Origin of the sequence: Pseudomonas sp. S09G 359 (assembly GCF_002843605.1) — a bacterium.
Classification (GTDB): domain Bacteria; phylum Pseudomonadota; class Gammaproteobacteria; order Pseudomonadales; family Pseudomonadaceae; genus Aquipseudomonas.
Window position 1 is genome coordinate 5,223,317 of sequence record NZ_CP025263.1, and the last position, 13,902, is coordinate 5,237,218.

A 13,902-nucleotide genomic window follows, 5' to 3' on the forward strand; every position below is an offset into this window, starting at 1 on the left:
CCGTTAACCCTTGGGTTAACGGGCTTTTTTCATTTCTACTGGTTGCCTTTCACGCTATACAAATGCGTACGCTTCACCCGGATCTTCCCTCTTGGGCCGGCCACCTCTCCCGCCCCACAACTCTACCTGGCCGCCAATCACCGCCATTGAATGGCCGCCGTAATTGACTACGCCCAGCGCGCCAGCGGCAAGCTCATCGCTGGTCGTCTGCCGGTACAGGCCTTTGAGCCCCAAGCGATCCAACCCTTCACTCGCATGCTCGCCGTCGTTCAGGCTGACCAACGCGTCGGTATAACTGCGCCTGGCATTGTGGTCGTTACCATGCCCGAACCCGTTGTTACCTTCCCTATGAGCGCGCATGGCACTGGCAGCAAACAGGAAGTTGGCATCGGTGATCATCGCCGGGTCATCACCCTTGAAGCGCGCCTGCTGCGCCGCCTCCCTCAGGTTGTCCTGGCTTAAATGCAGCTGGAAGCCATCGCGCATTTGCACGTCGAAACCATCACCCGATGCCCTCACATCGCGGAAAACGTCCGTCGGCTTTTGGCCAAACTTCATCATTGCGCTTTTTATGGCTGAAACCGTGACGCAGTTTCCGTCCGGCCCCTGCCTGAAACCAGACCAGATATTGCCCTGCTCCCGGCCCGTACCCGGTTTTGCCCCGGGGTTACTGTTGTCGACCCTGTAGTGATAGTGGTTGGCTCCCTCGGTAAAGGGTTTGTTGCTCATGGACTCTACGGAGCCAAAATCCCTTGGGTTAACTCTGCCAACACGGCCGTCGTCGCCACCTGGCGAGGGTCTCGGAGAAGGCGAAGGAGCCGGCCCATCCTCTGGAAAAAGATCCGGAAACAGCCGCCTGAACAGCGCCAGCCAACTCTCAGCCACCTCCATCTTCAGTTGTTCAAGGATTTCCTTGAATTTGGCGTCGCCCAGTTCCTTTCTCTGCTCATTGAGCTTGTCCCGCAGATCTTGAACCGTCTGGTTCTTGAAGGTTTTCTCGGCCTCATCCAGCGCACCGATCAGCTTTCGAACCACGTCTTTATCAGCACTCAGATCATCCTTGGGGCCGTCTGAGCGGGTTACGCCCCAAAGGTGCTGCCCTGCCCCACCCACGTCATACCGACCTACCCCAGCCTCATGGCCGGACATCGACGAATTCCACATACCAACTCACCCTGAAATTTCCGCTGGTTCTCGGCCTGATAAGTGGAAATAAAACTGTGGTCAGTTCCAACAATCGTCTGTGGTCTCCTGCTCTGGCCAGAAGTGGGAAAGGTCCTGGGATTAAAAGACGCCCACAAAAAAGCCCCTCTCTCGAGGGGCTTCTTGTGCAGCGCTACCGCATCAGGTCATCTGAATGATGGTCTGCATGATGGTGCTCTGGGTGGAGATGGTCTTGGCGTTCGCCTGGTAGTTGCTCTGGGCCTTGATCAGGTCCACCAGCTCGTTGGTCAGGTTGACGTTGGAGTTCTCCAGGGAGTTGGCCACGATCGAACCCAGGGTACCGCTCTGCGGAGTGTCGTAGCCCGGCTGACCCGAGGCGAAAGTCTCTCTCCAGGTGGTACCGCCCGCTGGCTGCAGGCCCTGTTCGTTGTTGAAGCTGGCCAGGGAGATCTGGCCGATGGCCTTGCTCTGCTGGTTGCTGAAGGTGGCGAACAGTACGCCGTTGCCATCGATTTTCAGGCCGGTGATCTGGCCGGTGGCGTAGCCATCGGTGACCGGCGGGTTGCGGTAGCTGGCCGAGTTGTACTGGGTAACGTTGCCCATGTTGACGGCGATGTCCGGCGCGGTCGCATTGTTTGCGGTCCAAACGCCGTTGGTGACCGAACCTGGCACCCAGTCCTTGAGCGTCAGGGTCGTGTCGGTCACGTCGGCGCCGACGACGGTCTTGAGCTTGCCCGCGCCATCAAAGGTCAAGGTCACTGCAGGTGGATCCGTGGCCAGCCCACCGGTAGTAGGCAGCGAGCCGTCAAGGTTGCGGCCATCGATCAAGGTGTACGACTTCCACTCGTTGGCGTCGCTTTTCACCATGTACTGCACCATGGAGTGCGAGTTGCCCTGGTCGTCATACAGCGTGGTGCTGTACTGGGTGGTGAAGGTACTGGTATCAGACGGGTTGAACGCTTTGGTGGTCTGATCGATCACCAGCTCCGAGGAGTTCAGGTTGCTGGTGGAGTCGACTTTGGTGGACGCCTTGGGTGGCAGGTTCGCCAGGTTCAGTTGCAGGTCAACCAGCCCACCCTTGATGATCTTGCCGTCGTCGTCCGCGGCGTAGCCTTGCAGGCGCGAAGTACCGGTGTTGTTGGTGATGTAGCCGTCTTTATCCGCACGGAAAGCACCGCTGCGGGTGTACTCCAGCGAACCGTCGCTGCCTTTCTGTACGAAGAAGCCACCGCCCTGGATCGCCATGTCCAGAATGCCGCCGCTGCCATTGACGTCACCTTGGGTGAACTGCTGGGACACCGCCGCCAGGTTCACACCGTTACCGATGCTGTTCTGGCCGGTACCCAGCTTGGACGCGGCGTAGATGTCGGCAAATTCCGCACGCGACGATTTAAAGCCTGTGGTCGCGACGTTGGCGATGTTGTTGCCGGTCACGTCCAGTTGTTTGTTGGCCGCATAGAGACCGCTAAGGCCGATATTAAAAGACATGTTTCTCTCCTTCTGCCGTATTTAGCCGGCTCTATGTACCGATAGTCTGAATTTGCGACAGCTTGACGCTGCCCATGCCGCCCGCGAGGTTCAGCACCATTTCGCCGCCGGTCTTGCTCAATGTCACGCTGGTCACCGTGGCTGGCAGCGAAGTTGCCAGGGCCACGGCGTCGCCTTTGTCATTCTTGGTGGTGGCCGCGAAGGTATAGGTGCCGGCTGGGGCAACCTCACCCGCGTCGTTCTTGCCATCCCAGATGAAGTCGGAAGTACCGGCGCTTTGGGCACCCAGGTCGAGGGTGCGTACTACATTGCCGTTCGCGTCGGTGATCTTTACCGTGACGTTGCCGGTCGCAGCCGTTACCGCCACCGAACCGGTCATGCTCTTGCTCGTGTCCACCAGGGCCTTGTCGGTCTGGGTGATGATCGAACGGCCTACCAGCGACGACGCCTGCAACGCTTGCGAAGAGCTGAAGTTGCTGGAGATGGCATTCACCGAGTCATTCAGGGTGTTGATGCCTTCCAGGCTACTGAACTGCGCCAGCTGGGCCACGAACGCACCGTTGTCCTGAGGCGACAGTGGGTCCTGGTTCTTCAGCTGGGTGACCAGCAGTTGCAGGAACGCATCTTTGCCCAGCGACTGATTGCCGGTGGCAGCCGTGGAAACGCTGGACACGTTATCTGTCGCGGTCTTGACCTTAGTGTTGAAAAGGTCCTGGACTGCCGTGTTGGTAGAAGTATCAACGATGGCCATTATTTGGCGCCCCTTATCACTGACCCAGGGTCAGGACCTTCTGCATCATGGTTTTGGCGGTGTTCATCATTTCCGCGTTGGTCTGGAACGAGCGGCTGGCGGAGATCATGTCAGCCATTTCCTCGACCACGTTGACGTTCGGGTAGTACACGTAGCCTTTTTCGTTCGCCGCCGGATGGTTCGGCTCGTAGCGGGCTTCCAGATTGCTCTGGTCCTCAACTACGCCGAGTACCTGCACGCCTTGGCCTGCCGCATCCTGGTTCTGGAACAGCGAACTGCCGCTGCCGCTTTGACCCGCCTGGCCTTCCTGAAACATGGTGGCGAACACCGGGTGGCGGGCACGGTAGGTCTGGTCAATGCTCGAAGACACGGTCTCGGCGTTGGCGATGTTACTGGCGACGGTGTTCAAGCGCGTGGTCTGCGCGCTCATGCCACTGCCGGCAATATTAAAAACACTGGCTAGGGACATGGCTTATTCTCCACGCAGGGCTGACATCAGCCCTTTGAATTTGCTGTTGAGCAGGGTAAAGCTGGCCTGGAAGTTCACCGAGTTCTCGGCATAGGCCGATTGCTCCAGCTGGGCGTCCACGGTGTTCTGGTCGATCGACGGCTGCATCGGGGTGCGATACAGCAGCGACTCATCACCACTGCTCAGGCCTTGCGCTTCAATATGACGGCTGTTGGTCATGTTCAAGGCGAAGGTGCCGTTCTTGGTTTTGTCCTGCTGTGCGGCTAGCACGGCGGAGAAGTCCAGGTCCCGAGCCTTGTAGTTCGGGGTGTCGGCGTTGGCAATGTTGTTGGCCAGGACTTCAGCGCGCTGGGCGCGGAAGCCCAGGGCTTGTTCGTGGATACCGAGCGCTTTATCGAAGCTGATGCTCATGGCGGAAACCTTTAGGCTGACCTGCTTTTCGTAACAAGGTCATAGCAAGGCGCATGCCAGTTTTCGCGAGGCCCGTATTTCAAGGGTTTGCGGGATATTTGCCGGCGGCAATGCCAGAAAAGCGGCAAGCGGTTTCCGCGTGGCGCCAGTAAAGCGGCAATGGGCATTGCCGCTCTGTTGAAATTTGCCGCAGAAAAAAATGTGGGAGGGGGCAAGCCCCCTCCCACATTGTTGACCGAGTACGGCTTATTTCGCCTGGTAAATAATCCCCGGGCTGCACTGCACCATCTGGTAGTGATCCGGCAAGCCGTTCAGCGCTTCGGAAGCACCGAGGAACAGGTAGCCACCGCGCTTGAGCGTGCCATGGATGCGCAGCAGGATGTCCTTCTTCACCTCGGCCGAGAAGTAGATCAGCACGTTGCGGCAGAACACCATGTCGAACTTGCCCAGGCTGGCGTAGCTGTCGAGCAGGTTGAACGAGCGAAACTCCACACGGCTCTTGATCGGCGCCTTGACCGCCCAACGCCCCGCCCCTTTCGGATCGAAGTAACGTTGCAGGCGCTCCTGGGACAAACCACGGCCCAAGGCCAGGCTGTCGTACTCGCCGGTCTTGCAGTTGGTGAGCATGGTGCCGGACAGGTCGGTGGCAACGATTTGCGCGCCGGCCTTGAGCTGGCCCATGTTGGTCCGCTCGAACTCATCGATGGACATCGAGATCGAATACGGCTCCTGCCCCGAGGAACACGCCGCCGACCAGATTCGCAGGCGCTGGCCCGGGCTGGCCTTGATGGCTTCCGGCAGCACCTTGCTCTTGAGCACTTCAAACGGGTAGGTGTCACGAAACCACAGGGTTTCGTTGGTGGTCATGGCATCGACCACCATTTCCTTGAGCCCACTGCGCGGCTGGCCCTGAATACGCTGGACCAGCTCGCCCAAGGACTTGATGCCCTGCTGTTCCATCAGTTTGTTGAGACGGCTGGATACCAGGTACTGCTTGTTTTCACCGAGCAATATGCCACAGGCTTTTTCCAGGAAGACCCGGAACTGTTCGAAATCCAAATTACCCGTAGACAATGATACCGCCTCTTAAATCGTGTGACCGCCAGGGAAAACCCCTTAGCCGTGATCTGCTGCCTTGATCCGGTCGACTACCCGGTTTGCCAGGTCATCAGGACGGAATTTGGCCAGAAAGTCATCGGCACCGACTTTCTTGACCATCGCCTGATTGAATACACCCGACAATGAAGTATGCAGGATGATATGCAATTTTTGCATGCGTGGGTCGTTGCGTATCTCGGCCGTGAGGGTGTAGCCATCCATTTCCGGCATCTCGATGTCGGAGATCATCATCAAGAATTCTTCTTCCGGCTTCTTGCCGTCATCCACCAGCTTGCGCAGGTAATCCAACGCCTGGCGGCCATCATTGAGGGCCACCACTTCCACACCGACGGTTTGCAGGCAACGGGTCACCTGCTTGCGCGCCACCGAGGAGTCATCCACGGTCAGCACCCGCAGGGAGATCGCCTTGTGCGCCGTTTCGGCATCCACCACACCCACGGAAATCGATTCCGAGGTGGGCGCCACTTCGGCGAGGATCTTCTCTACGTCGATGATTTCCACCAACTGGTTATCCACTCGCGTCACCGCCGTGAGGTAGTGATCACGGCCGGTGCCCTTGGGCGGCGGATGGATCTCTTCCCAGTTCATGTTGACGATGCGTTCCACCGAGCGCACCAGGAAACCCTGGGTCTTGGTGTTGTATTCGGTAATGATGACAAACGGGTTCTCACGGTCCTGCAACGGAGCCGAACCGGTGGCCAGGGCCAGGTCGAGAATCGGGATGGTCGCACCACGGATGCTGGCAACGCCACACACCACCGGGCTGGACTTGGGCATGATCGTCAGCTTGGGGCATTGCAGCACTTCCCGCACCTTGAACACGTTGATGCCATACAGCTGCTTGCCATCCAGGCGAAAAAGCAACAACTCCAGGCGATTCTGCCCTACCAGCTGTGTGCGCTGGTTTACTGAATCCATTACACCTGCCATGCCTTTACTCCTACGCTAAAACCTTTGGCCTATTACCTATAGGGCAGACGCGCACCCAACACTAAACGGCACGAGCTTTGCAATTTACCGATCATGGACATTAAAACGACAGTTTCCCGACGCCTACGATTCCCACAGTACCGCAGATTGCTCTGCGCCTGCGTGGCGCTGCTGGCTGCAAGCCTGGGAGCCGCGGCCCGCGCAGACAACGTCACCTTGCCTGATCTACTTATCGGCGTCACCCAAGGCTTTCTTGAGTTCACTGTAGAAGATTATCTGGCGACCACCCAGACGCCTGGGCGTTATGAAATCCAGGTCAGCCAGTTGGACCCTCGCTTGCGCATGCCCATGTGCGACAAGGAATTGACAGCCACCCTGGAAAGCCCGGCCCAGCCGATCGGCCGCGTGACCGTAAAGGTACGCTGTGATGGCGCCTCGCCCTGGACGGTGTTCGTGCCGGCGCAGGTCAAACTGTTTCGCGACGTAGTGGTGGTTGCGCGCCCGCTGAAACGCACCGGCATCATCGGTTTCGAGGATGTTGTACTGCGCGAACGCGACATCAGCATGATCAGCCAGGGCTACCTGACGTCCCTCGACCAGGCCGTTGGGCAGAAATTAACCCGACCAGTGGTCACAGACCAGGTCATCACCTTGGTGCATCTTGAGCAGGCCGAAGTGATTCGCAAGGGCGACCAGGTGGTGATTTCCGCCAGCAGCGGCGCGCTGAACGTAAAGATGCCGGGTGAAGCGCTTTCCAACGGCGGCATGAGCGAACAGATCCGGGTCAAGAACCTCAACTCCAATCGCGTGATCAAGGCGCGGGTCACAGCGCCTGGCCAAGTGGAGGTGGCCTTATAGACCACTGGTATCAGACGCCGGCTTTTCCTACACTGTCGACTGGGCGCCGGCCTGTGCAGTTTATTGTCAATTGCGCCTAAAGTTTGTCCGGGTATGGCCGAAAACATGGCAAGCGTCCAAATACCCAGAGGTTTTTTTATCATGGTCATCGATTTCAGTCGTTTAAATAACACCCCGGCCACGTCGGGCACTACGCGCACCACGGGTGCCAAGGACAGCGTAGAAGCCAAGGCCCAGCCACTGCCCGCCAAGGCAGAACAGGCCAGCGCCAGCCAGAGCGGGGAATCCGTACACCTGAGCAATGAGGCTCAACAGTTGCAGAAGGTCACTGACTCGCTGCGCGATCAACCGGAAGTCAATAAAGCCCGTGTGGCCGAATTGAAACAGGCAATCGCCGATGGCAGCTATAAAGTCGACAGCAACCGTGTAGCCAGCAAGCTGCTTAATTTCGAAGCCGAGCGCTAGGCAAAGGCCTGCGCCGGGCTTTTGGACGCTTAAACCCCAAGGCCAGCCATGCATCACGACGAACATTTGCTTCAACTGATCATTGATGATCAAGCGCCGACGCAACAGTTGCTCGAGCTGCTCAAGGAAGAATCCCTGGCCCTCTACGGCCGGGACATGCCCTTGCTCGAAGAAATTCTCGCGCGCAAGCAGTCGTTGATTGTCCTGCTGGAACAGCACGGCAAAAAACGCAGCCAGATCCTCATCAGCCTCGGTCTGCCGGCAGACCACGATGGCCTGGCGCAATTGGCCAGCCATTCCTCGGTGGGCGATCAACTACTGGCCCAGAGCAAAGAACTCAATCAATTGCTCGCCCAGTGCCAGGAAGCCAACCTGCTCAACGGTCAGTCGATCCAGCTTCAGCAAGCTACGACCGCCAACCAGTTGCGTATACTTCACGGCGGAGAGCCTCCGGCGCTTTACAACGCCCAAGGTTCCACCTCGCGCCTGGTCAAGCCAAGCACCCGCAGCCAAGCCTGATGCCGGTTTACGGCCCGGCCTATCCAAGGCGCGCCACATACTGGCAAAATGCCTGTTCTTGCGTGTAGTCGTATTTTGTCTGGAGATGGAAGAACCGTGTTCAACGCCCTTAATGCGGAAGATGCACCGCAGCCACCCAAGGTGCTCACCACGCCTCTGGAAATCGCCAGCACCTTGCGGATGCTGCAAGACAGCCATGATCCGCTGATCATCACCTTCCATGAACGCAGCCAGCGCTTCCAGAGCTACCTGGTGGACGTCGACCGGGACAGCAACACCCTGGCCCTGGACGAAATGATCCCGCGTGACGGCGAACGTTACCTGGAAAATGGCGAGCCTTTCCGCATTGAAGGCTTCCACGACGGCGTACGCGTGGCGTGGGAAAGCAACGGCAGCCTGACTATCAGCGAAAAGGACGGCCACCGTATCTACACCGGCGGCCTGCCTGACGAGGTGGTCTACCATCAGCGCCGCAATGCCTTCCGCGCCGCCTTGAAGCTGGCTCAACTGGTCAACATCGAACTGGGTGGCGAGAAGCTTAAGGCACCGGTCAGCGGCAAACTGCTGGATATTTCCGCCACCGGCTGCAAATTGCGCTTTGAAGGCGACATCTCCGAGCGCCTGCAACTGGGCCAGGTCTATGACCGCTTTATCGCCGCCCTGCCCTTTGGCAGCATGACCACCTCGGTCGAACTGCGTTACCTGCACTTCGAAGAGAAGATCAACACCACCTTCGCCGGCGTGCGCTTCCACAACATGAGTGGGTTGGTGCAGCGCCAGGTCGAGCGGTTCGTGTACCAGCTGCAACGCGAAGCCCGGCGCTTCGACAAAGACGACGATTTTTAAGCATTAAAGATCGCGACAAAAAACGGGCAGATCCTGATGGGATCTGCCCGTTTTTGCTTTCAGGGGCGCGCCCTGCTCAAGTCGTGGGGATGTTCGTCCGGGTCCAGTGGGTCAGTCGGCGCTTCGGCGACCGGCTCATCTGCAGGTGCTTCGGGCTCGGTTTCAGGCTCAGGGGCGGTGGTTTGCATCTGTTCCTGCACCACCGCCTCATCCACCCGCGGATCGAGGCAGGCCACCAGCGGCGAGCTGGACATGCTGTCGGGCATTGCCACATGGTGCAACGGCGCGTCGTCGACCTGATGCAGGTTGGTCACCGCTTTCGGGCGGATGCGCCACACCAGGATCAACGCACACAGGCTGAAAAACGCATAAAGCATGTGGCTGCCGAACATTTTCATCACCACACCGGCGAGCAACGGCCCGATGCTGGCGCCCACCCCGTAGGTCACCAACAACATGGCCGTGAGCGACACGCGGCGGTCACCTTCCACATGGTCATTGGAAAACGCCACCGCCAACGGATACAGGCAGAACTGCACCAGCGAACACAAGAAGCCCGCCACGAACAAAACTTCCAGCGGCACTTTAGTCAGCACCGCCAACGGCAGTGCCGCCACCGCCAGGCACAGGGCAAAGCAGCGAATCAGTAGAGCGCGGTCATAGCGGTCCGACAACCAGCCCAATGGCCACTGCACCACCAAGCCGGCAAAAATACAGCTACCCATAAACAGACCCACCTGCTCGGTGGTCAGGCCTTGCTGGGAGGCGTAGAGCGGCGCCAGACCGTAGAACGACCCCACGATCAACCCAGCACCCAGCACCGTACTCAGCGACTGCGGCACACGCTTGATAAAGAAGCGCGGCTCCATCGGTGCAGGGTGCAAGGGCGCCGGGTGAATACGCCGGGTCATGGCCACCGGCACCAGGCACAGGGCAAAACACAGCGCCACGAGCATCAGCAATTCGAGGCCGAGCTGGGGGTGCATCACCAGAATCAACTGACCCAGCACCAGCCCCAGGTAGGACGCGATCATATAGCCGCTGAACACCGCGCCACGCTGCTTGGCGTCCGCCTGCTCATTGAGCCAGCTTTCGATGACCATGTACTGGCACATCATCCCCAGGCCCACGATCATCCGCAGCACGATCCAGGCCGGCAGCCAGTTGATCAGGCCGTGGCCCAACACCGCCGCACCGACGATCCCGGCACAGGTAGCGTAAGCCCGGATGTGCCCGACACGGCCAATCAGGCGATGCCCGATCTTGCCACCCAGCACCAGGCCAAAATAGTTGGCCGCCATCAGCGCACCTACCCACAGGCTGTCGACATGATCGGCGGCCAGGCGCAGGGCCAGGTAGGTACTGAGCAGGCCGGAGCCGATCAGCATCATCAAGGAAGCGAAATAAAGGGCTCGAAAAGGTTTCCAGATCTGGCGCATCGGCGTTCCGAGCGGCTCCTTGCAGTGAGAGACAGGGCTATCGGCATGATAGTCCCGGGTTGCCGGGTCCGGACAGGCAAAAGGCACTGATTCCGGGGATTATTTTGCTTAACAGCTCAGACGCTGCCGGGGGGCGTGCAAGGTACACCGTTATGGAAAATACCCGCCGGCACCTGCTGTGAACCTCGATCGGCGGCAAGGTTCGACCGGTGTTCGAAAAGAACCCACGCACACAAAAAAGCCCCGCCAGGAGGTGCTGTGCGGGGCTTTTATACGGGCAGCTTTAGGTGCCGAGAATCTGGTGTCCCAGGGCCGGTTCGAACGGCCAACCTTCCCCTTAGGAGGGGGATGCTCTATCCAATTGAGCTACTGGGACTAATGACAGCCATCGGGCCAGGGGCACCGCGACGGACGGCGTGCATGTTAACGGCCGAGGTCAGTTTTGTCATGTCGTCCGTTGGCTTTTTGAGTGTAGGCCGATGCTTGTGCTGGCGGTTGCATTTTCCCCCAGCAAACACGGGCGCTTGCTGTCATCGTGCAAAATGCACTCCCCCAAAATGCCAGCATTGCAAATTGCAACCTCTGCGCGCTTTAAAGTAGACTCAAGCCATTGATTTTATTGAAATAAAAGATTGGCACAAGACCTGCAATACTTCTCCTATCAGAACCCTACCCAAGCCATCCAGCTACGGCGTTAAGCGGAGAACATGACCATGAACAGTGCCCTTCTGTTAGCCCTCAACACCGTAGCCTTGGCTGCCCTGGTGACCTTCCATTTCCAATCGGCTGGTAGCAGCGACCCTGCGCAGATCACCCAGGCGGTACCGCACCACCTGCAACAGCGCCCGCAACTGGCAGTGATGACACCCGGCGCACAATCGCCGGTGCGCCTGACCCAGGACACCCAGGCCGCCCCCGTATCTGAACATTGGGTTTTCTGAGGAAACCGCGCATGAGCAAATTCGCCTGGCTGTTTCTTTGCCTGACCGTTATCACCGGCATCCTCGGCCTGAATGCCGACGCGCCAGAGGGGCAAACCCTCGCACTGGTCGCAACCGGCGCGTTTGCAAGCCTGCTGGTGCTGACCCTGATCGTAGGGCGCAGATTCAAATTCGACCCGGTTTTACGCTGAGCCCCTCTCCCCCCCCGCCCTACCTTATGTCGCCCCGTCCTAGTAAATCGGCAAATTGCCACTAGTCTTAAAAATAAGGGCAAAAGGCCACTTTGCTATAGCATGTGCGGCCTCAAGCCCGAGGGCGGCTTGTGCTTACAGGAAGTTCCGTTGCGGGTTCACGGGTTGAAAAGTTTTCCAACCAGTCCGCAAAAATGTAAATGAGTGCTGGCATAAAGCCTTTAGGCAGTTCAATATTTGTCACAGAATTGACGCCAAGGAACTGTCAAATCTGAGGCATGATGCGGCCTCTTTGCAATTAGGGTTGAACTTTAGTCGTGAGCCTTGTCTTAACACTCATCTTGCGGCCAATTCCAAAAACCGCTCCCCTGAACTAACCGGTTAAATATATGCGCCCATTGAAACAGGCAATTTATTCCAGCCGTACGGCTGACAAGTTCGTCGTACGTCTGCCAGACGGAATGCGGGAACGCATTGCCGAGGTGGCTCGCAATCATCACCGCAGCATGAACTCCGAAATCATCGCGCGCCTGGAACAGAGCCTTATTCAGGAAGGTGCGCTGGGCGACGAGTTGAGCATGCGCCTGGACAGCCCCGAGCTGTCGCTGCACGAACGCGAACTGCTGCAGCGTTTTCGTCAGCTCTCCCACCGCCAGCAAAATGCTCTCGTCTCGCTTATTGCGCACGACGTGGAAGCGGCCGCAGAAGCCAATTGATTTAAAAACTGAAAGCCGAAGCCAGCCATGTGCTGGCTTTTTTTTGCGTGGGATTTGGCAAAGCGGGGACAGGGCTGTCCCCGCAGGAAGGCATTACAGCAGGAAGATCGTCGCCAGGCCCAGGAAGATGAAGAAGCCTCCACTGTCGGTCATGGCCGTGATCATCACGCTGGCACCCATGGCAGGATCGCGCCCCAGGCGCGCCAGGGTCATGGGGATAAGCACCCCCATCAGCGCCGCCAGCAGCAGGTTGAGGGTCATGGCGGCAGTCATCACCACCCCCAGCGACCAGCTGCCATACAGCAAGTAGGCAACTACGCCGATCACCCCACCCCACACCAAACCGTTGATCAGGCCCACGGCCAGCTCTTTGCGCAGCAGGCGCGAGGAATTGGCAGTACTTACCTGGTCCAACGCCATGGCGCGCACGATCATGGTGATCGTCTGGTTACCGGAGTTACCGCCGATACCCGCCACAATCGGCATCAGCGCCGCGAGGGCTACCAGCTTCTCGATGGAGCCTTCGAACAAGCCGATCACACGCGAGGCGATAAACGCCGTGATCAGGTTGACCGCCAGCCAGGCCCAGCGGTTATGCAGGGAGCGCCAGACCGAGGCAAAGATATCCTCCTCTTCACGCAAACCCGCCATGTTGAGGACTTCGGTCTCACTCTCTTCACGAATCAGGTCGACCATTTCATCGATGGTCAGACGGCCAATCAGCTTGCCGTTCTTGTCGACAACCGGGGCCGAGATCAAGTCGTAACGCTCAAACGCCTGGGCCGCCTCGTAGGCGTCCTCGTCCGGGTGGAAACTCACGGTGTCGCTGGCCATCAAATCCGCAACTTTCTTGTCCGGATCATTCACCAGCAGGCGCTTGATCGGCAGCACGCCCTTAAGGATGCCTTCGTAGTCGACCACAAACAGTTTGTCGGTATGGCCGGGCAGCTCTTTGAGGCGGCGCAGGTAACGCAATACCACTTCCAGGCTGACGTCTTCGCGGATGGTGACCATCTCGAAGTCCATCAGGGCGCCGACCTGGTCCTCGTCATAGGACAACGCGGAGCGCACGCGCTCACGCTGCTGGCCGTCGAGGGCCTCCATCAGCTCATGGACAACATCACGGGGCAGCTCAGGGGCCAGGTCAGCCAGCTCGTCAGCGTCCATCTCCCTGGCCGCAGCCAGGAGCTCGTGATCGTCCATGTCGGCGATCAGGGTTTCACGGACCGAGTCGGACACTTCCAGCAGGATGTCGCCGTCGCGGTCGGCCTTGACCAACTGCCAGAGGGTCAGTCGATCATCCAGCGGCAAGGCTTCGAGAATATAGGCGACGTCGGCGGAGTGCAGGTCATCGAGCTTGCGTTGCAGCTCGACGAGGTTTTGCCGGTGAACCAGGTTTTCAACGCGGTCGTTGTTCGGACCTTCCTGGCGATGCGTGAGGTCTTCGACCACACGCTGGCGCTGCAGCAGCTCGATAACTTGAGCGAGGCGATCCTGCAGGCTTTCTTGTGTTTTCTTTACTTCTACTTCGGTCATAGGCGAACTCCACTCCCAGCAGCGGGGCACGCCGGAAGGATCAATCAGTCAATTCATGA

At 58.6% G+C, this 13,902-nt stretch carries 16 protein-coding genes and 1 tRNA gene; 7 read left to right on the forward strand and 10 right to left on the reverse strand.

The features are described from left to right. Window positions 1-54: 54 nt before the first annotated feature. The 7 genes from CXQ82_RS23850 to CXQ82_RS23880 all read right to left on the reverse strand — a co-directional run bounded on the left by CXQ82_RS23850 (window position 55) and on the right by CXQ82_RS23880 (window position 6,332). Window positions 55-1,164, reverse strand: coding sequence for a hypothetical protein (locus CXQ82_RS23850; protein ID WP_101272581.1), 1,110 nt, complete (start codon window positions 1,162-1,164; stop codon window positions 55-57). A 180-nt stretch (window positions 1,165-1,344) separates the two neighbouring features. Then, window positions 1,345-2,652 (reverse strand): flagellar hook protein FlgE, encoded by a 1,308-nt coding sequence (gene flgE / locus CXQ82_RS23855; protein ID WP_101272582.1) that lies wholly within the window; start codon window positions 2,650-2,652, stop codon window positions 1,345-1,347. Between the two features lie 31 nt (window positions 2,653-2,683). Then, complete coding sequence (gene flgD, locus CXQ82_RS23860; RefSeq protein ID WP_101272583.1) at window positions 2,684-3,403, reverse strand: flagellar hook assembly protein FlgD; 720 nt, start codon at window positions 3,401-3,403, stop codon at window positions 2,684-2,686. A gap of 16 nt (window positions 3,404-3,419) precedes the next feature. Next, window positions 3,420-3,872 carry a flagellar basal body rod protein FlgC gene (flgC, locus tag CXQ82_RS23865; protein WP_101272584.1) on the reverse strand — a complete coding sequence of 151 codons (453 nt, stop codon included), beginning with the start codon at window positions 3,870-3,872 and terminating at the stop codon, window positions 3,420-3,422. Between the two features lie 3 nt (window positions 3,873-3,875). Further along, window positions 3,876-4,283, reverse strand: coding sequence for a flagellar basal body rod protein FlgB (gene flgB, locus CXQ82_RS23870; RefSeq protein WP_003175633.1), 408 nt, complete (start codon window positions 4,281-4,283; stop codon window positions 3,876-3,878). A gap of 246 nt (window positions 4,284-4,529) precedes the next feature. Then, window positions 4,530-5,357: a protein-glutamate O-methyltransferase CheR gene (cheR, locus tag CXQ82_RS23875; protein ID WP_016979774.1), complete on the reverse strand. Its 828-nt coding sequence runs from the start codon at window positions 5,355-5,357 to the stop codon at window positions 4,530-4,532. A gap of 42 nt (window positions 5,358-5,399) precedes the next feature. Next, the gene (locus CXQ82_RS23880) at window positions 5,400-6,332 is read right to left on the reverse strand and encodes a chemotaxis protein CheV (RefSeq protein WP_101272585.1); all 933 of its coding nucleotides are present in this window, start codon (window positions 6,330-6,332) and stop codon (window positions 5,400-5,402) included. 93 nt (window positions 6,333-6,425) lie between these two features. Here CXQ82_RS23880 and flgA point away from each other — a divergent pair, with 93 nt between their 5' ends. The 4 genes from flgA (at window position 6,426) to CXQ82_RS23900 (ending at window position 9,020) form a co-directional block, all read left to right on the forward strand. Further along, window positions 6,426-7,190 carry a flagellar basal body P-ring formation chaperone FlgA gene (flgA, locus tag CXQ82_RS23885; RefSeq protein WP_101272586.1) on the forward strand — a complete coding sequence of 255 codons (765 nt, stop codon included), beginning with the start codon at window positions 6,426-6,428 and terminating at the stop codon, window positions 7,188-7,190. 141 nt (window positions 7,191-7,331) lie between these two features. Beyond that, window positions 7,332-7,655: a flagellar biosynthesis anti-sigma factor FlgM gene (flgM, locus tag CXQ82_RS23890; protein WP_101272587.1), complete on the forward strand. Its 324-nt coding sequence runs from the start codon at window positions 7,332-7,334 to the stop codon at window positions 7,653-7,655. 48 nt (window positions 7,656-7,703) lie between these two features. Beyond that, complete coding sequence (locus CXQ82_RS23895) at window positions 7,704-8,174, forward strand: flagella synthesis protein FlgN (RefSeq protein WP_101272588.1); 471 nt, start codon at window positions 7,704-7,706, stop codon at window positions 8,172-8,174. Window positions 8,175-8,270: 96 nt separating this feature from the next. After that, window positions 8,271-9,020, forward strand: coding sequence for a flagellar brake protein (locus tag CXQ82_RS23900; protein WP_101272589.1), 750 nt, complete (start codon window positions 8,271-8,273; stop codon window positions 9,018-9,020). Between the two features lie 59 nt (window positions 9,021-9,079). Here the strand turns inward: CXQ82_RS23900 and CXQ82_RS23905 are convergent, their stop codons facing one another. After that, window positions 9,080-10,459, reverse strand: coding sequence for an MFS transporter (locus tag CXQ82_RS23905; protein WP_101272590.1), 1,380 nt, complete (start codon window positions 10,457-10,459; stop codon window positions 9,080-9,082). A gap of 299 nt (window positions 10,460-10,758) precedes the next feature. Next, a tRNA-Arg gene (locus tag CXQ82_RS23910) sits at window positions 10,759-10,835 on the reverse strand. 337 nt (window positions 10,836-11,172) lie between these two features. Between CXQ82_RS23910 and CXQ82_RS23915 the strand changes: the two genes are divergently transcribed. From CXQ82_RS23915 to CXQ82_RS23925, 3 genes are all read left to right on the forward strand, one after another. Beyond that, window positions 11,173-11,400, forward strand: a complete 228-nt coding sequence (locus tag CXQ82_RS23915; protein ID WP_101273859.1) for a hypothetical protein — start codon at window positions 11,173-11,175, stop codon at window positions 11,398-11,400. An 11-nt stretch (window positions 11,401-11,411) separates the two neighbouring features. After that, on the forward strand, window positions 11,412-11,591 hold the full coding sequence (locus CXQ82_RS23920) for a PA3371 family protein (RefSeq protein WP_101272591.1): 180 nt from the start codon (window positions 11,412-11,414) through the stop codon (window positions 11,589-11,591). A 389-nt stretch (window positions 11,592-11,980) separates the two neighbouring features. Further along, on the forward strand, window positions 11,981-12,307 hold the full coding sequence (locus CXQ82_RS23925; protein ID WP_003175643.1) for an Arc family DNA-binding protein: 327 nt from the start codon (window positions 11,981-11,983) through the stop codon (window positions 12,305-12,307). A gap of 93 nt (window positions 12,308-12,400) precedes the next feature. Here CXQ82_RS23925 and mgtE read toward each other — a convergent pair whose 3' ends face one another. After that, window positions 12,401-13,843: a magnesium transporter gene (gene mgtE / locus CXQ82_RS23930; RefSeq protein ID WP_101272592.1), complete on the reverse strand. Its 1,443-nt coding sequence runs from the start codon at window positions 13,841-13,843 to the stop codon at window positions 12,401-12,403. Window positions 13,844-13,902 lie beyond the last annotated feature (59 nt).